This window comes from Thermoanaerobacterales bacterium (assembly GCA_030019475.1).
Lineage (GTDB): Bacteria > Bacillota > Desulfotomaculia > Desulfotomaculales > JASEER01 > JASEER01.
The window spans coordinates 22,006-37,786 of sequence record JASEER010000011.1 but is presented as its reverse complement, the minus strand read 5'-3'; the positions used below and the strand labels follow the sequence as shown (position 1 = coordinate 37,786).

The window sequence follows — 15,781 nt, the reverse complement described above, 5'->3', positions numbered from 1 at the left end:
TATCAGCAGATGACCAGGGCCACGGCCGCCCCGGCCAGGAACCCCAGGTATCGCCACAGGCGCACGTTACGGCGTGCCTCGTCGTCGGCGCGGGCCGCCAGGATCTTCAGCCGCTCGCCCGCCAAACGCAGGTGACGCGTCTGGTCCTCGCGGTCGGAATTGCCGAGTACCGCCCCCAGGCTGCCCAGGGCTGCCAGGTCCTCCGGTCGTAAAGGGGCATGGGCGCTGTAACGCGCCAGGGAGTGTTCCCAGGCCTCCCCCGCCGTCGTGCCGTCCCGTACCGCCAGCGCCTCCGCGGCGCCGGTGAAGAAACGGGCCAGCGCCCCGTCGCAACGCCGGCCCACCGTTTCCAGGGCCTCGGGCAGGGGCGTCGCGCCGTAAGCAATTTCGGTTTCCAGCATCGACAGGGCCGCCCGCGCCTCCCGCAACTCCCTCGGCCGGCGCGCGTAATCCCGGGCCACGACGACGCCGTATGACCCGGCGGCCGCGATGACACACAGCGCTCCAACGGCCTTCAGCATGCCGCCGCCGCCTCCCTTCGCAGGGCCCGCCCCTCGATCACGGCCTCCACCGTCCCGGGACCGCGCGCGCGGCCGAGGACGATGAAGCGCTCGATAATCCCCAGGGCGAGGAGGTCGCGAAACACCGGCCGCCGCCGGAGTTCGTCGACCGAAGCGGCGTGGGCCGTCGCCAGGATGCTTACCCCGGCGTTCAGGACCTCTTCCAAAGCCCCCACGTCCTCCCGCCGGCCGATCTCATCGGTGGCAATGACCTGCGGGGATAGGGCGCGCAGGAGCATCATCATCCCCTCGGCCTTGGGGCAGGCATCCAGGACGTCGGTCCGCATTCCGACATCGCGCTGGGGCACACCCCGGAAGCAGCCGGCCACCTCGGAGCGCTCGTCCACCAGGCCGACGGTAACCCCCGGGAAACCGAGGGCCGGTATGCCGTCGGAAAGCTGGCGCACCGCGTCGCGGAGCAGGGTCGTCTTGCCGGACCGCGGGGGCGAGATAATCAGGGTGTGACGGACCGTGCTCCCGTCAATCAGGAGCGGCATAACGGCGTCCGCCGCGCCCCGCACTTCGCGGGAAATACGGAAGTTGAGGGCGGCCAGGTGCTTAATGGTCCGGACCTTCCGGCCGTCCAGGATCACCCGCCCGGCGAAGCCCACCCGGTGGCCGCCGGCCACGGTCACGAAGCCCTGCCGCAGTTCGTCCTCGACGGCGTAAAGGGAGGCGCCGGTAACCAGCTGCACCGTCCGCTGAAGGTCATCCGCCGAAACGGCGCAGGCGGCGCGGGCGTCAACCGCCCGGCCCCGGGCGTCGACGAAGACCTCCCCCTCGCCAAGGTTGAGCGCCAGGGGGCGCCCCAGGCGCAGGCGGATCTCCTCCACTCTCCCCCATACATCAAGGGAAAGGCCCAGGAGAATGGACCGCAGGCGGGGCGGGAAGAAAGATGACACATCATCCCGCAGAGTTTCCAATGTGCCCGTTGGCAGCTCCCGTCGCACGGTTTGTCCCCCCTCTTACGTTAATGCCTATGGGCTTTCCTCCCACTTTATGCCAGCAAACCCGGGCCCCCACTTCCTTTACCCGAAAACGAAAAGGGCGCCGGTTATGGCGCCCCCTTAGGCGTTAGTGCGATGCGGTCTAAACGACATCGTTGCTCGGCACTTCGTCGGCCCCTGTGTCGAGGTCGATGACCGCCTCACAGTTCGGGCACTGAATGTCGCTCAAATCCCCGTCATCCACCAGGTCGGAGTCGACGGCGACCAGGCTGTGACATTCCGGGCACTCGATTTCGACGTAGTCGTCGGCCAGCGCGTCCTCGCCGCCGTCCTGGTAAATCCTGTTCTCCAGGGTGTACAGGTCCTCGTCAATGCTCTCCAGATAGTCCTCCAGATTGTCTTGGGCCTCCTCCAGGTCCTCCACGTTGCCGGCAAATTCGCCCAGCACCTCGACAATGCCGTGGAGCAGCCGGGCCTGCTTGTCATCCTCGGGCAGGTCGAGACCCGCTGCCAATCCTTGCAGGTAGGCCACCCGGCTCTTGAGATCGCTCACGCAGGAACACCCCCTCTTGTTTGCCGTTGTGGAAAGAGGTTCCACACGGCCCTGACGCTCATATTATCTCTCTGTCAGGGGGGTTCTAAACGTCAGCCGGTTTGTTATAGGTGAAGACCTTTTTAGGCGCGTTTAATATACTGGCCCGTGCGGGTGTCGATTTGCAGGACATCCCCCTCCTCGACGAAGAACGGTACCTGCACCACCAGGCCGGTCTCAAGGGTAGCCGGCTTGGAACCTCCGGAGGCGGTATCCCCTTTGATGCCCGGGGTTGTCTCAACAACGGTCAGCTCCACCGTGTTGGGGAGTTCGATGTCCAGCACCTTCCCGTTATGGAACAGGAGGAACAGGTTCATATTGTCCTTCAGGTACTTGACGGCGTCCCCGAGGATATCCCCCCCGAGGGCGAATTGCTCATAGGTTTCGGTATCCATGAAGTTATAGTTCTCGCCGTCGTTGTAAAGGTACTGGACTTCACGCTTATCCAGGCGGGCCCGCGGCACTTTTTCCCCGGCGTTGAAGGTCCGTTCGACAACGGCCCCGGTCCGCATGTTCCGGAGTTTCGACCGCACGAAGGGCGAGCCCTTGCCCGGCTTGACGTGCAGGAAGTCCACCACCTGGTAGACCTCACCGTCGAGTTCGATGGTCAGGCCCGTGCGAAAATCGTTGGTTGAGATCAAGTCCTCCGCCTCCTTACCGGTTTTTGCCACACTCCGTCCAAAATTATACCAAAATCAGACCGTTTTTGGGCGTCCGGGTGAGGATCTCGGCCGCGTCTTCCCGTACCACCACCACATCTTCAATACGCACCCCGCCCTTGCCCGGCAGGTAAATCCCGGGCTCAACGGTGACCACGTTGCCCTCGGCCAGGAGGCGCTCCTCTAGGGCCGACAGCCGGGGCTCCTCGTGGATTTCCAGCCCCAGACCGTGGCCCGTACTGTGCCCGAAGTAATCCCCGTAGCCGTAGCGGGTGATGACCTCGCGGGCCGCGGCGTCCACTTCGCGGCATGGGACGCCGGGGCGGATGGCGGCGATGGCCGCCTGCTGGGCCTCGAGGACGATGCGGTAGATTTCTTCCTGCCAGTCGGCGGGCCGCGGCCCCAAGTGCAGGGTGCGGGTAAAATCAGAGCAATAACCCCGGTGAACGCAACCACAGTCGATGATCACCAGATCGCCGGGGGCGGGCGGCTTCTCCGAGGCTACCCCGTGCGGCAGGGCGGACCGGGCCCCGGAAGCCACAATGGTGGCAAAAGAACTGCCGTCCGCTCCGGCCTTCCGGAAACGGTACTCCAGTTCCGCCGCCAGTTCCCTCTCGGACGGGCCGGCGGCGAATTCCCGTACCACATCCGCAAAGACCTCGTCCACAATCCCCACCGCCCGGCGGATGGCGGCGATTTCATCCTCGTCCTTCGCCGCCCGCATCTGTTCCACCAGGCCCCGGGTGGGGGACAAAGAAACCCCGGGCAGCTTCTCCTGGAGGGAGGCATGCTGGTAATACGTGAGATGGTCGCTTTCAAAGGCCAGTTCGGACAGTCCCAGGTCCGCTGCAAGCTGTGCAAGGGACTCCACCCAGGTCCGTTCCACCCGTACCAGTTCGAAGTCCGGGCTCTCGGCACGCGCCTGTTCGAGGTAACGAAAATCCGTGAGGAAATAGGCCTGCGCCGCGGTGATCAGGAGAACCCCCGTGGTACCCGTGAAACCGGCAAGGTAGCGGCGGTTGTGCTCTCCGGTGACCAGCAGGGCCGCATGGCCGGCCTCGTCCATTTTCTCCCGCACGGCTGCCAGGCGTCCGTTCACCGGTCGCGGCACTCCCTTCCCCGGGCCAGGGCGACGGCGGCGTGCAGGCCAAGGAGGTAGCTCAAGGGGCCCAGGCCGCTGATCTGGCCCGCCGCCACGGGGGCGATCACCGAGCGGGAGCGGAACTCCTCCCGTGCGTGGATGTTGGAAAGGTGGACCTCGACCACCGGCCGGCCGATGGCCGCCACCGCATCCCGCAGGGCCAGGCTGTAGTGGGTATAGGCCCCGGGGTTAAAGACCACGGCGGCGTAATCGGTACGCGCAGCCTGCAACCGGTCGACCAGTTCCCCCTCGCTGTTGGACTGGTGGCACTCCACCTCCACCCCGAGCTGGCCGCCTAAGTCAACAAGCTCTCTATTAATCGTCTCCAGGGAAACCGAACCGTAGATCTCGGGTTCCCGCGTCCCCACGAGGTTCAGGTTTGGTCCGTGCAAGACCAGGATTTTCAATCGCTTCAACTCCCCGGCGACCTGTCTAGCTTCCGCTGACGGCCAGTTTGCTCACCCTCACCGTCGGCGCCCCGGTGCCGCCGAAGAACCTCAGGTCACGCCCCACGGCGTCGATGGCGGCCAGCAGGTCGCGAATATTGCCGGCAATGGCCGCCCCGCGTACCGGGTAGGCCAGGCGTCCGTCCTCGATCCAGAGGCCCGAGGCCCCGACCGAAAAGTCCCCTGAGATGGGGTTGGCCGTGTGCATCCCCATCACTTCCGTCACATAAAAACCCCGCGGCGTGTCGGCGACGATCTCCTGCGGATCGGCGTCCCCCGGCTGGAGGAAGAAGTTCGTCGTCCCCACCTCCGGCGTCCCCTTGAAGGAGCCCCGCACCCCGTTGCCGGTCGACCTGGCGGAGCCGTCCTTGGCCGCGGTATAGGTGTTGTGCAGGAAACCCTTTAACACTCCGTTTTCGATTAAGACCGTGCGACCGGTGGGCACTCCCTCCCCGTCACAGGGAGCGGAACGGATACCGGACGGGTGGGCGCCGTCGTCAACGACCGTCACCAGGGAAGAGGCCACCGGCTGGCCGATTCTCCCGGCGAACAGCGAGCGGCCCTTCTGCACCGCCTCGCCGGTCAGGGAGGGGGCCAGGACTCCGAGGAGGCTCACCACCACAAAGGGGTCGAGAACGGCCGGCACCTCGCCGCCGCCCGGCGTGCGGGCCCCGAGCATGCGTACAGCGCGCTCCGCCGCCTCGCGCCCAACAGCTTCGGGAGCCAGTTCGCCCAGGCGGCGGCGGAAATCCATGGCGAAACCTGTCTGGCTGTCCCCGTCACCGTCCTGCGCAGTCAGTGAAATGTAGAGGCCGCATATCGCGGCCCGGTAATGGCTGGCCAGTCCCTCCGTATTGACCAGGCCGACTTCCACTTCACCGTCCTGGTACGTTGCGCTTTCGATGATCTTAATCCGCGGGTCATAGGCGCGCGCGGCCTTTTCCATCCGCCGGGCCAGTTCCACCTTGGCTTCGATGGCCGTTTGGGGAATGGCGGGATCAAACAGCTCCAACTCCGGGTATGAAGCGGACGGCTTGGGCAGGCGGTGAAAACGGTCCTCGGCGGTTTGCGAGGCATTGGCCGCAGCATCCCGGGCCAGGCGGTCCAGCCCCCCCGGCGAAAGGTCGGTGGTGTAGGCGAACCCGATCCGTTTTTCCCGGAAGACTCTTAATCCAAGGCCCCGTTCCTCAGCGCTTTTAATAGTTTCGATACGGCCGTCCCGCACCTCGATTTCGATTTCGCGGCTGTGGCTGAGGTAAGACTCGGCCGACTCCACTCCCTGTGCGCCGGCCTTTTCCATCCCCGCGCGGGCCAAATTCAAGAACTCGTTTGCAGACATGCCTGGGCCAGCATCCTTTCCGTGACGTTAATACCTATAGTATGCCTCGCGAAAAACCGCTTACAATTGTTCGCCGCCGGAATGGAAAACCCTGCTGTTTCAGGACAAGACATTCATAGAAGCCTTGAGGACGGGAAGAATAGCACCATCACTCAGACAGGAGGCTACACCCATGAAACCCGAGGAAAATCCGGACAAAAAGAAAACGGCCCGCCCCGTTAACGAGGACCTGGACCCGGGCCTCGAACTCCTCAATGAGGACGCAGTGGCCGGCGAGGAAGTCGGCGACCGCGCCTACCTGACCGATATCTTGGCGGACAAGGAGTGAAGAAAACGGAACCGGGCTGCCCGCGCAGCCCGGCCATTGGTCAGAGCCTTACAATCCGGGGAGCCTTCTTGTTCATTCTGGCCTTCCCGGTACCGCCCACGATGATCGGCGGGTCATCCCCTGGCCGCTGCCCAAGCAGGAGAGTCGGCTGGGCGTCGCTCACCGGCACCCCCTGGCCGTCCTTCCCACAGGTGCCGATGGTGAACCCCAGGTCACGCCCGACCCGGTCCACCTTCCGCAAGACCTCGGGCCCGTTACCCGCAAGGGTGGCACCGCGTACCAACGGGCCGATTTGGCCGTCCTCGATGAGATAGCCCTCGGCAACCTCAAACACGAAGTCACCGGTGGTCGTATTGACCTGACCCCCGCCCATCTTCCGGACCAGCAGGCCGTCACGCACCTCGCGGATAATCCCCTCCGGGTCGTCCTTGCCGGGGGCGATGAAGGTGTTGCCCATCCGCGGGATCGGCTTGTATTGGTAAGACTCCCGGCGCCCGTGGCCGTTTGAGGCTCGCCCATCCTTGCGGGCCGTGAGCGTATCGTAGAGGTAATCGGTCAGGACACCGTTCTCAATCAGGGTGACCTTCCGCGCCGGAACCCCCTCGTCGTCAAAAGTATAGGATCCGTAGCGGCCGGGCAGGGTGGCGTCATCGATCACCGATACCGCGGGAGAGGCGACCGTCTCACCCCGCTTGCCGGCGTATACCGAGACCCCCTTCTGTACCAGGTCGGCCTCCAGCCCGTGCCCGCAGGCCTCGTGGACCATGGTGCCGCCGGCCTCCCCCGAAAGAACAACGGCCATACGGCCTGACGGGGCGGGCTGCGCCTCCAGGAGGTCGCAGGCCCGCCTGGCGGCCCGGCGGGCTATCTCCTCGGGCTGCCCGCCGTCCAGAAGCTCAAAGCCCTTAACGCCGCCCAGGGCCTCGTAACCGGTCTGGATGACGTCCCCGGCGGCGGCGATGGCGTGCACGACCAGACGCGTCCGCACCCGTTCGTCTTCGACCAGGGTGCCGTCGCTGTTGGCGATCGTCACCTGCTGGACCACGTCACCGTACCCGACGATGACCTGCTTGATCTTCTCCCCGTCCACGGCCCGCGCCGCGCGGTTGGCCCGCTCAACGCGGTCCACCTTTTCCGCCGTCGGGATTTCATCCGGCATTTTCTCGATATCGAAGCTCACCGTGGGAGCCAGGCGCCGCAGGTCGATGCTGACGTCCTTCCCGTTCCCCCCGGCCGCGGCGCGGGCCACGACCTCGGCCGCGTCCAGAAACCCCCGGCGGTCGAGCTGGTTGGTGTAGGCGTAAGCCGTAGCCTCCCCGGCCACGACCCGGATCCCGGCCCCGGCGTCCAAACCCGACTGCACCCGCTCGATACGGTCATCCTCGAAGCCGACCCCGGTAACCCGGCGCTGCTCCAGGTAGATATCCGCGAAATCCCCGCCGCGGGACAGGGCGGTACGGAGCACATCCTGCAAAAGGTCCTTTTCGAGCACGCGGATTCATCCCCCAGCTAATAATGCCGATCTTTAACCTTCGCGGTAACGCGTGCCTTTTCCTGCCGCTTCATGGTCGCAGTGCCATCAATCGGCTGCGCAAAGTGAATTCCCGGCCAAGCTTAAGTTTACGCGCCCCGGTGTTTTTTGATACGGCTCCCCCGGAGAGTCGTCATCGGGCAAGCTCCGGTGATCTAAGGCACCGGCAAAGATGGTATGCTTCCCCCCGTTGCGCCCGGCAACAGATGGCCTTCGGTACCGGAACTGTCGCCACCCGCGGGTTGTTGAACAGGCGGCGGGGGGATCGTTACGGGCACCCCCGGATAAGGGGACTCCGCCCCGGCGGGGGCGAAGCCGTCAGGCCGCCCAACCTTCCAGCCCGCGATCTCGGCCAGGGCCAGCCGCCCCCCGGCGGTCCGCTCGGCGTAGAAGACCAGTGTAAACCGCCCGTCTACTGTTCCGGCGGCATTCCCCGTATCATCCTTGTTCTGTTCGATCGCCAAGCGGCGCACGGCCACCAGGGCAGGCACGTCACGCCTTTCCTCGATCCGTGCCAGAAAGGCCAGAACATCGGGATATGGCCCGCGCACTTCCAGGACTACGGGCAGAGCGAGGTAATGCTTGTCCGCGACGAGACCCATCGCGTGGTAGCCGGTGATGGTCACCCCGGTTTCGATGGCCGCCAGTCCCAGCTTCACGACCGCCCCGCCGTCGGCGACATTATTCCGGAAATCCGCGCGGGCACGCTGGTAGGTCTCCCGCGCCCCCGCCAGCCGTTCCTTTTCGGCGGGCAGGCCGTCTTGTGCCGCCCGCGCCGCCGCAAGTTCCTTGCGCGCCTGGGCCAATTCGGCAAAGGTGCCGTTCCATTGAGCGGCTAACCCCGTGCACAGGCAGCGGTAGCCCAGGAAGCCCACCAATACCGCCACCGCCAGGACGACAAGGACCCGCTCGCGCCTACTCAGACGGGACCACAACGGGCGCACCCCCTTCCGTCCCCGCCAGCCGGCAGGTGATGACAAAGGAGAAAGTCTGGTCCTCTTTCCGTTCCTGGATCTCGCCGAGGCTCACGGCGGCCAGGGCCGGGTTTCCGCTCAGGTAGCGCGCCAGGACGCCGATCGAGGGCACCGAGCGGGACCGCCCCTTGATCAGGATCGTATCCGGTGCCGGAGGCAGGGCCGCCCCCGCGACATCCCCCTCCGCCAGGGGATTATTACTCTCATCCACCCTTGAGGGTGGCGTGTTCCCCGGCTGCCGGGCCTCCCCTTTTTTTTCGGCCCGCTTTTCGTCGTAGCAAATCTCAATCGAGGTGAACCAGAGGTCCACCGGCATCTTTTCGCCGATCCGGTCCAACAGGGGTTTGTATGGTCTTACACCGGCCTTGAGGCCGTTCAGGACCTCGGTCGCCTCCTCTAGGCTGCGCCGCTCATTGATCACCTCACGCGCCCGCGTCACGGTCTCCTGCAGCGCCGCCAGTTCGGCTCGTGTCCAGGCCAGTTCCTGCCGTGCCATGACAAAACGTGATGCCCAGACGGCCCCGAAGACAACGACCAGGCCAAGGGTCAGGGTCACGGCGGCGACCAACGCCAGCCGTCGCCGGTCTACGTGCGGGCCGGGTAAGAGGTCCGGGGGCAGGAGGTTTACCCGGTACATCAGCCTTCCACCCCCCAGAGCGCCAGTCCGGCGGAGATGGCGAAGGCCGGGCCCAGATCCGCTTCCCCCTCCGGCTCGGCGACGGTTAACGGCAGCCGGGCCACCTCTACAGAAAGACCAAGCTCACCGGCAAGCCGTTCCGCGATCCCCGGTACCCCGGCGCCGGACCCGGTCAACAACAGCCGTTCCACCGGCCGCTGCCGGTAAGCACTTTGAACGTATTCCAGGAACCGGCGGAGTTCCGCCAGCGCATACCCGTAGGCAGCCGCATCCAAAACCGGTTCACCCCGTCCTTCAGCCGCTGCAGCCACATCCAGGTGTAAAAGCGACGTTTCGGACTCCAACGAACCATTCACCGCCGCGTTGCGGGTGACCAGGATGGTTCCCTCGTCCGCGACGAGCAGGTGTACTAGGCCGGGCTCCAGGTCGGCCACGGCGACCACTCCGTCTCCGGGGACGGTGCCGGGCACACCGAAAACAATACGCCAGAGGGCCAGGGCCGGCAGATCTATCGCCGCCAGCACCAGCCCGGCGCGGGCGAAGAGCATCTGCCAGTCCCGCACCCGCTGTTCAGGGGCCGCCACAATAAGGACGTTGGCCTGGTTGCCCTCGCCGTCGGCCGGGCCCAGGACCACGTGGCGCAGGAGCATCCCTTCCAGGGGCACCGGGATCTGCTGCTCGGCCTCCCACCGCACGGCCCCCTCCATCTCCCGTTCCGGCATCGCCGGAAGGCGCAGGAGGCGCTCGATACCGGCCGCGCCGGGGAGCGCCGTGACCACCCGGCAGCGCGGCACCATACCGGCAAGGGACACCAAAACGTCGACCAGGGCCTGTTCCCGCGCGCCGGGGTTCGCATCCGGCGCTACCGGAACTGGCAGTCGGCGGCACCATGCCACCTGCGGCCGGCGGGCAACAAACGCGACCATAGCCGCCCGAACCTCGGAGCCGACGATGGACACACCTAGGTACGGCCTGTGCCTTCGGAAGAGATTCTTAAGCTTCGCCGTTGCTTTTTGAATCTTAATTCGCAACCTTTCAGGCGATACTACTTTTCTTTTTCGGGGAAGGGCGGATACTTCTCCTGCCAGGTGGTAATCACCGGTTTGCCCGCCAGCCCAGGCGGAGGGTTCTCCGCCATCTCTTGCTCATATAAGAACCTGGACCCGTTCTCAACCTTCACGTCCCCACCGGCGATAATGGCCCCGCCAAGGCTGTCCATAAAGCTTAGAGATACGGTCCCGCCCGCGAAAATGAGGGCCTGCGCGCTACCATCAAGGGTTACGTTCCGGGCGGCGATAACCGCCAGAACATCGTCTTCCCCGTCACGGGTAAGATCACGGATGACGGCCTCGCCGGTACAGACGATGGTCGCTTGGCCGGAGTATCTCCCTAGGATCTCGACATCGCCATCCACGAAGTACACGCCAGTGATCCCCGTAAGCTCCGCCGTTGTAAAAGTCTTTTTAAAATGAGAGTTTTTCCCTGAAGGGGCATAAATGAAATCGGCAATTTGTTTAAGATACTCAACATTCAGGTCGGGGACCCGGGGTATCCTGACACTGACACCCGGGTCAACTTCCTGCCAGTCCAGCATCCCCTCGGGCCACCGCGTAACGAGTTTGGGCGCATAAACAATACCGTCTATCCACCCGCCGTCAAGCACCTTAACCTCCTTGTTGGCCCTTGCGTCTCCCGTTATGAGACTCAGGTCTCTCACTTCAACATCCTGCTCCGCCCAAACGCTACCGGCCACTACGCAAAGATCGTGAATCTTAACGTCCTGACCGGCACCAACATCGCCCGAAATCAAGGCCAGAGAGTTGACGTCAGCCTGCCTCCCCGCGGAGACATCCCCTGTAACCCTAGACGCCAAGACGTCAATGTCCTGCTCGGCGTTTACATTCCCTGCAACTTCAGAGAGAGTAATTTTAATTTGCTTACCAGAAAGCAGGCCGTGATAGAAAGCAAACAACGGCATGCGTACCTCGGCTTTGAGTACCCGCGCGTCATTCCCCACCCGCCCGGTGGCATAAATGCGAAAGACACCCATACCCCGGTCGTCAGCCTTGCGTGTTACGGCGACGGTAAGGGTTCCGCCGGCAAATTCCGCATCGTTAAGGTAAACGGTGGCGTCCGCGTAGTCGTCATCCAACGTGCCGCCGGAATCAACCGCCAAGCCGTAGAGGAAAGCCGGGTCGGCCAGAGCCTTCTCAACCCCCGCCTCGGCGATGTAGTAAGCACGTGTCTGCCGGTACTGGTGCGCCGCCAGGGTCCGGTATTGCGCGGCGAGAGTGACCGCGGCCGAAGCGAGCAGCATCAACACCACCAGCACCATTACGGCCACGGCGCCGATATAGCCCCGTTCATCCCGCCAGAGCAACCTTCTCACCACCCGAGATCCAGGCGTCGTTGTCAGGGAGAATCCACCTGCAACCGCACCGAGGTTTGGAAAACAAGGTCCGGGAAACCCGGCGCCTCCCCGACCAAGGTGATTGTCACCCGGCGCGGCGTACCGGGCACTCCGCCGTCAGCGTAGGACGCAACCCGGAACTCCTTAACTTTCTCGGCAACGGGCCTGCCGGGATAACTTCCCGACCGCCGATAGAGCCAACCGGAATGCAATGCATCGGTGTAATAGGTAATGACGGTTGTCCCGTCGCGGCCGCTGATGAACCGCAGGCGATTACCAGGGGGATCTCCCGGCGCCGGTTCGAGCACCTGCCTGGCTTCCCGGACTTCACGCCCCATCCGGTCCAGGGCCATCTGCACTCCCTCCGCGGTGTCCGCCTGCCTTTCCACCCGCAGCCAGCCCTTCACCCCGGTCTGCCAGAACTGCAGGACGGCCGCCAGAAGAAGCCCCGCCAGCACGGTGGCCAGTACCATCTCAAACAGGGTGAATCCCCCCTGGTCACGCCGGAACCGGCCCCACCCGCTCATCGTGCCGCCCGCACCGTGGTCAGGACGACCGTCCGCTCCCCGCCGTCTCCCCCGGTATAATAGACCGTCACCGCTATCTTCTTAGCGACTCCCTGTAGTTCGACCGCGACGGCATATTCGTAATCGGGATCCTCCGGACATGTTGTCCTTGACACGTTATTGATGGCCTCATAACCAAGGCCCTTGACTTCGTCCAGCCGGGCCTGGGCCAAAAAGGTCGCGCGCGTTTCCCGCTGCGCGGTCACCACATTCCCGGTTGCCGTCTGAAAGAGGTTCAGAACCGGGATCAGGGCGACCCCGATGATGACCAGGGCGAGCATCACCTCTATCAGGGTGAACCCGCGCCGGTCTCTCGAACATTCCCGGGCAAGGCGAACGGCACGCATAACCTCAGCCGACCTCCCAGCTTTCGGGCGGGGTCCGGCTGACCCGCACCCGGCCGGTAAGTGAAGTCACGATAACGTACAAAACATCACCCGTTGCCGTGCTCCGCAGGGAAACCGTCCCCCCGGCGGACGGGACGCCGCTCAGACCTATCACCAGTCTACCGCCCGTGAAAGTACTGCCCAAAAGGTCAATCCCCGGATTAAGAGTCACGGTGCGCGACCAACTACCGCCACCAGTACGTTGGAGCTTGTAGCTCTCGGCCTCGGGATAGAAACAGACCAGGAATATCGTGCCTTCACTGGTCAATCCCTTGCTCCGGCAGCCGGCAGCCTCGCCCTGCAGGCCGCGGATGTCCGCCGCCATCTGGTAGGCCGCCGTTCGTAGAGCGTAACGGGCGTGGAAGTCGTGCAGGCCGGGCACGGCAACGGCGGCCATTAAGCCCATCAGGACCAGTACAACGGCCAGTTCCACCAGGGTAAAACCTTCAGGGGCCGGGACGAGTCTTGTTATGGAGCGCTTCATTTCAATAACTCCCCCGGGGGGCCATAAACCTGCGTTTCCTACCCGGCCGTGAGCCCTGTAAGGGACAGATACCAGCAGACCAGAGGCTCCCCGGCAAAGACGGTGACTATCGCCCCCAGGGCTATGAAGGGACCGAAGGGAAGAGGGTCCTTCCGCTTCTTCCGCCCGGTGAGGAGCAGAGCCAGTCCCAGGATACCCCCGGCCAGGGCGCCGAGGAAGACCGCCAGCAACCCCCAGGGCCAGCCCAAAAAAAGGCCGATGACAGCAGCGAGCTTGATGTCTCCGCCGCCCACCCCGCCCCGCGTTGCCAGGGCCAGCAGGAAGAAAAAGGCCGCCGGGACCAGCGCCCCCAGGACGGCCGAAAGGAAGGTCAGGTCCCGTACCCAGAGGTTCAGCGGCACTCCCCCCGCCAGACCGACCAGGACCACGCGGTTGGGAATAAGGTAATGCTCCATATCGATAAAGGCTACCGCTACCAGAAGCGAGGCCAGGAAGAGGTGTTTGGCCAGCAGCGGCTGCAGCCCAAATTGGGCATAGAGCGACACGAAGAGCACCCCGGTCAGGAGTTCCACCAACGGGTAGCGGAGGCTGATCCCGGTTCCGCAGCGACGGCATCGCCCCCGTAACCAGAGGTAACTGAAGAGCGGCACCAGGTCCGAAATGGAAAGCCTTCCCCCGCAGTGCGGACAGCGGGACGGGGGAAGGACGATGGACTCGCCCCGCGGCAGGCGGTGGATAATAACATTAAGAAAGCTGCCGACCAGCAGGCCGAAAATAAACAGGAGAAGCATCAGTCGGCCGATTCAACATCTTCACTATAGGCAATGTCATGTGCACCTTCCGTCGGGTTCTTATCCTTTGTCACATAAATGTTGTCTTTGTTCGAATCATTATCACCGGCGTCTCCGTCGGGGCCCATGGAGAATACGACATACTTATCCTTATCATCATTTACGGCATACGTGTAAGGATTGCCCCACGGGTCCTTGATGCCGTCGCTGTCTCCGGTCCAATTGATGCCATCCTTCTGAAGGACCTCCGCAATGGTATTCACTTCGTCCGCAACTGTATTGCCTACCTCGGGAAACTCATTATTGTCCATCTTGTAGAGATCAATGATGGTCTTCATGCTTTTCAGTTCGGTAATGGCCCGGCCCTTTTTGGCCCGGTCGGTCTGGCCCGTGAAGTTCGGGACGGCAATGGCCGCCAATACGCCCAGAATAATCACCACAACCATGAGTTCAATGAGCGTGAAGCCTTTCTCGTTGCCGGCATACCGTTTAATCCATGTATGCATCTTTTTTCCAACCTCCTCAACGGTTTTCAAGAATCCTGGGGTCGAAAGGTTTCCCCTCCCCGAAAGCCCTCATCACCCCTCCTCGCCTGAGGCATCTTACTGCGGAACTTTACATCCCCGCCATCAGCCCGGCGCCGCTGATGACCCTGAACATCGGCCAAAGGATGGCTATGACCACCGTCCCTACCACCACCCCCATAAAGACCAGCAGCGCGGGCTCAAGCAGAGACGACAGGCGGGACACGGTAGCGTTGGTCTCCCGGTCATAGAAGTCGGCGGCTTTCTCCAGCATCCGGTCCAGCGCGCCGGTCTCCTCCCCGACTGCCGCCATACGCCCGACCAGCGGCGGGATGATCGGGCTTTCGGCCAGAACCGCGGCCAGCTCCCGGCCCTCGCTGGCGGCCTGCCGGGCGGCCGCAGCGACCCGGGCCAGAACGGCGTTGCCAGCGGTGCCCTTCACAATCTCCAGTGCCTGCAGGAGCGGGACACCGGCTCCCAGGAGGGTGGCCAGCATCCGGCAGAAGCGGGAAACACCCACCTTGGTCAGAAGAGGTCCGAAAACAGGCAGGCGCAGGGATAAACCGTCCAGGGCTTCGCGTACCCTGGGCTGCCGCAAGGCCTGGCCCAAGGCAAGGAACCCGCCGATGGTAACGGCCAGGACCAGGTACCAGTATTGGTGCGAATACCCGCTCATGGCCATCAACACGCGCGTCGGCAGGGGCAGTGGAACGCCCACGTTCGCCAGGATGTCAATAAAACTTGGCAGAACAAACGTAACCAGGAAACCGACCGCTAGAAAGCCCACGACAAGCAGTATCAAGGGGTAAGTCATGGCCGACTTTACCTTCTCCAGCAGGTCGTGTTCCCGCTCGAAGTGTTCGGCCATGCGGGTGAGAGCGGTATCGAGCACGCCGCCTACCTCGCCGGCCTTAACCATGCTCACGAGGAGGGGCGGAAAAACGCAAGGCTGTGCTTCCAGGGCCTGCGCAAGAGTACGCCCGCCCCGCAGGTCGGCGATTACCGCGATCAACGCCTTTCGCAGCGCAACGTTGTCGGTCTGGCGAACCAGGATCTCCAGGACCCCGAGGATAGGCACTCCGGCCTCAATCATGGTCGCAAACTGGCGGCAGAAAACGGCCATCTCTCGTACGCCGACTTTTCCCACCCACGGTATGCGCATTGCAAGTTCGCGGCTGGTGTCGGGCGCCGGGCGCATTTCCGTGACGAAGTAATGGCGGGAACGCAAGGTGGCTGCCGCCGCAAGGGACGTCTCCGCTTCGATCCGGCCCCTGAACAGCCGGCCGTGAATGTCACGGGCCCTGTAAAGATAGGTCTGCGGCATCCTGCCCTCCGGCTCATTCGACAGTTGGCTCAATTTTTTTGGCAGCCCGGCTGCACTGGAAAACACTTTCCGGGGATCCGTGGTTTTGCATATTTCTGGTCTTAGAGAAATTGCCCTAAGACATGTTTTTTATGATTATAAT

Annotated in this window: 19 protein-coding genes; 1 reads left to right on the top strand and 18 read right to left on the bottom strand. The window is 63.6% G+C overall.

Translation table 11 applies throughout. The annotated features are described in order from the left end of the window. Positions 1-2: 2 nt before the first annotated feature. The 7 genes from QMC81_04610 to QMC81_04580 form a co-directional block, all read right to left on the bottom strand. On the bottom strand, positions 3-521 hold the full coding sequence (locus QMC81_04610) for a stage III sporulation protein AB (protein ID MDI6906758.1): 519 nt from the start codon (positions 519-521) through the stop codon (positions 3-5). Beyond that, positions 515-1,510, bottom strand: a complete 996-nt coding sequence (gene spoIIIAA / locus QMC81_04605; GenBank protein ID MDI6906757.1) for a stage III sporulation protein AA — start codon at positions 1,508-1,510, stop codon at positions 515-517. Before spoIIIAA ends, QMC81_04610 begins: the two co-directional genes overlap by 7 nt. Positions 1,511-1,649: 139 nt before the next feature. After that, positions 1,650-2,060 (bottom strand): hypothetical protein, encoded by a 411-nt coding sequence (locus QMC81_04600; protein ID MDI6906756.1) that lies wholly within the window; start codon positions 2,058-2,060, stop codon positions 1,650-1,652. A gap of 122 nt (positions 2,061-2,182) precedes the next feature. Further along, complete coding sequence (gene efp / locus QMC81_04595) at positions 2,183-2,740, bottom strand: elongation factor P (GenBank protein ID MDI6906755.1); 558 nt, start codon at positions 2,738-2,740, stop codon at positions 2,183-2,185. Positions 2,741-2,783: 43 nt separating this feature from the next. Further along, complete coding sequence (locus QMC81_04590) at positions 2,784-3,857, bottom strand: Xaa-Pro peptidase family protein (GenBank protein ID MDI6906754.1); 1,074 nt, start codon at positions 3,855-3,857, stop codon at positions 2,784-2,786. Beyond that, positions 3,854-4,306 carry a type II 3-dehydroquinate dehydratase gene (gene aroQ, locus QMC81_04585; protein ID MDI6906753.1) on the bottom strand — a complete coding sequence of 151 codons (453 nt, stop codon included), beginning with the start codon at positions 4,304-4,306 and terminating at the stop codon, positions 3,854-3,856. Before aroQ ends, QMC81_04590 begins: the two co-directional genes overlap by 4 nt. Positions 4,307-4,331: 25 nt before the next feature. Beyond that, positions 4,332-5,684 carry a TldD/PmbA family protein gene (locus QMC81_04580; GenBank protein ID MDI6906752.1) on the bottom strand — a complete coding sequence of 451 codons (1,353 nt, stop codon included), beginning with the start codon at positions 5,682-5,684 and terminating at the stop codon, positions 4,332-4,334. A gap of 172 nt (positions 5,685-5,856) precedes the next feature. Between QMC81_04580 and QMC81_04575 the strand changes: the two genes are divergently transcribed. Beyond that, complete coding sequence (locus QMC81_04575) at positions 5,857-6,012, top strand: hypothetical protein (protein ID MDI6906751.1); 156 nt, start codon at positions 5,857-5,859, stop codon at positions 6,010-6,012. 40 nt (positions 6,013-6,052) lie between these two features. On the opposite strand, the gene QMC81_04570 is transcribed toward QMC81_04575, so the two are convergent. From QMC81_04570 to QMC81_04520, 11 genes are all read right to left on the bottom strand, one after another. Further along, the gene (locus QMC81_04570) at positions 6,053-7,504 is read right to left on the bottom strand and encodes a TldD/PmbA family protein (GenBank protein ID MDI6906750.1); all 1,452 of its coding nucleotides are present in this window, start codon (positions 7,502-7,504) and stop codon (positions 6,053-6,055) included. 194 nt (positions 7,505-7,698) lie between these two features. Then, positions 7,699-8,478, bottom strand: coding sequence for a hypothetical protein (locus QMC81_04565; protein MDI6906749.1), 780 nt, complete (start codon positions 8,476-8,478; stop codon positions 7,699-7,701). Beyond that, complete coding sequence (locus QMC81_04560; protein ID MDI6906748.1) at positions 8,459-9,154, bottom strand: PilN domain-containing protein; 696 nt, start codon at positions 9,152-9,154, stop codon at positions 8,459-8,461. The genes QMC81_04565 and QMC81_04560 overlap by 20 nt, the downstream gene beginning before the upstream one ends. Beyond that, entirely contained in the window at positions 9,154-10,080 is a 927-nt protein-coding gene (gene pilM / locus QMC81_04555) for a pilus assembly protein PilM (protein MDI6906747.1), read from the bottom strand. Before pilM ends, QMC81_04560 begins: the two co-directional genes overlap by 1 nt. A gap of 119 nt (positions 10,081-10,199) precedes the next feature. Further along, positions 10,200-11,498: a polymer-forming cytoskeletal protein gene (locus tag QMC81_04550; GenBank protein MDI6906746.1), complete on the bottom strand. Its 1,299-nt coding sequence runs from the start codon at positions 11,496-11,498 to the stop codon at positions 10,200-10,202. Positions 11,499-11,566: 68 nt separating this feature from the next. Further along, positions 11,567-12,091: a prepilin-type N-terminal cleavage/methylation domain-containing protein gene (locus tag QMC81_04545; protein MDI6906745.1), complete on the bottom strand. Its 525-nt coding sequence runs from the start codon at positions 12,089-12,091 to the stop codon at positions 11,567-11,569. Beyond that, positions 12,088-12,477, bottom strand: a complete 390-nt coding sequence (locus QMC81_04540) for a type II secretion system protein (GenBank protein MDI6906744.1) — start codon at positions 12,475-12,477, stop codon at positions 12,088-12,090. The genes QMC81_04545 and QMC81_04540 overlap by 4 nt, the downstream gene beginning before the upstream one ends. 4 nt (positions 12,478-12,481) lie before the next feature. Next, complete coding sequence (locus QMC81_04535; protein MDI6906743.1) at positions 12,482-13,000, bottom strand: prepilin-type N-terminal cleavage/methylation domain-containing protein; 519 nt, start codon at positions 12,998-13,000, stop codon at positions 12,482-12,484. 38 nt (positions 13,001-13,038) lie between these two features. Next, the gene (locus QMC81_04530; protein ID MDI6906742.1) at positions 13,039-13,791 is read right to left on the bottom strand and encodes a prepilin peptidase; all 753 of its coding nucleotides are present in this window, start codon (positions 13,789-13,791) and stop codon (positions 13,039-13,041) included. Further along, on the bottom strand, positions 13,791-14,297 hold the full coding sequence (gene gspG, locus QMC81_04525; protein ID MDI6906741.1) for a type II secretion system major pseudopilin GspG: 507 nt from the start codon (positions 14,295-14,297) through the stop codon (positions 13,791-13,793). The genes QMC81_04530 and gspG overlap by 1 nt, the downstream gene beginning before the upstream one ends. A gap of 109 nt (positions 14,298-14,406) precedes the next feature. Further along, on the bottom strand, positions 14,407-15,639 hold the full coding sequence (locus QMC81_04520; protein MDI6906740.1) for a type II secretion system F family protein: 1,233 nt from the start codon (positions 15,637-15,639) through the stop codon (positions 14,407-14,409). Positions 15,640-15,781 lie beyond the last annotated feature (142 nt).

Bases quoted from the DNA above. Each gene is read 5' to 3' on its own strand.
- QMC81_04610 (MDI6906758.1), bottom strand. From the start codon at position 521: ATGCTGAAGGCCGTTGGAGCGCTGTGTGTCATCGCGGCCGCCGGGTCA.
- QMC81_04580 (MDI6906752.1), bottom strand. From the start codon at position 5,684: ATGTCTGCAAACGAGTTCTTGAATTTGGCCCGCGCGGGGATGGAAAAG.
- QMC81_04575 (MDI6906751.1), top strand. From the start codon at position 5,857: ATGAAACCCGAGGAAAATCCGGACAAAAAGAAAACGGCCCGCCCCGTT.
- QMC81_04560 (MDI6906748.1), bottom strand. From the start codon at position 9,154: ATGTACCGGGTAAACCTCCTGCCCCCGGACCTCTTACCCGGCCCGCAC.
- pilM (MDI6906747.1), bottom strand. From the start codon at position 10,080: ATGGTCGCGTTTGTTGCCCGCCGGCCGCAGGTGGCATGGTGCCGCCGA.
- QMC81_04545 (MDI6906745.1), bottom strand. From the start codon at position 12,091: ATGAGCGGGTGGGGCCGGTTCCGGCGTGACCAGGGGGGATTCACCCTG.
- QMC81_04540 (MDI6906744.1), bottom strand. From the start codon at position 12,477: ATGCGTGCCGTTCGCCTTGCCCGGGAATGTTCGAGAGACCGGCGCGGG.
- QMC81_04535 (MDI6906743.1), bottom strand. From the start codon at position 13,000: ATGAAGCGCTCCATAACAAGACTCGTCCCGGCCCCTGAAGGTTTTACC.
- QMC81_04530 (MDI6906742.1), bottom strand. From the start codon at position 13,791: ATGCTTCTCCTGTTTATTTTCGGCCTGCTGGTCGGCAGCTTTCTTAAT.
- gspG (MDI6906741.1), bottom strand. From the start codon at position 14,297: ATGCATACATGGATTAAACGGTATGCCGGCAACGAGAAAGGCTTCACG.
- QMC81_04520 (MDI6906740.1), bottom strand. From the start codon at position 15,639: ATGCCGCAGACCTATCTTTACAGGGCCCGTGACATTCACGGCCGGCTG.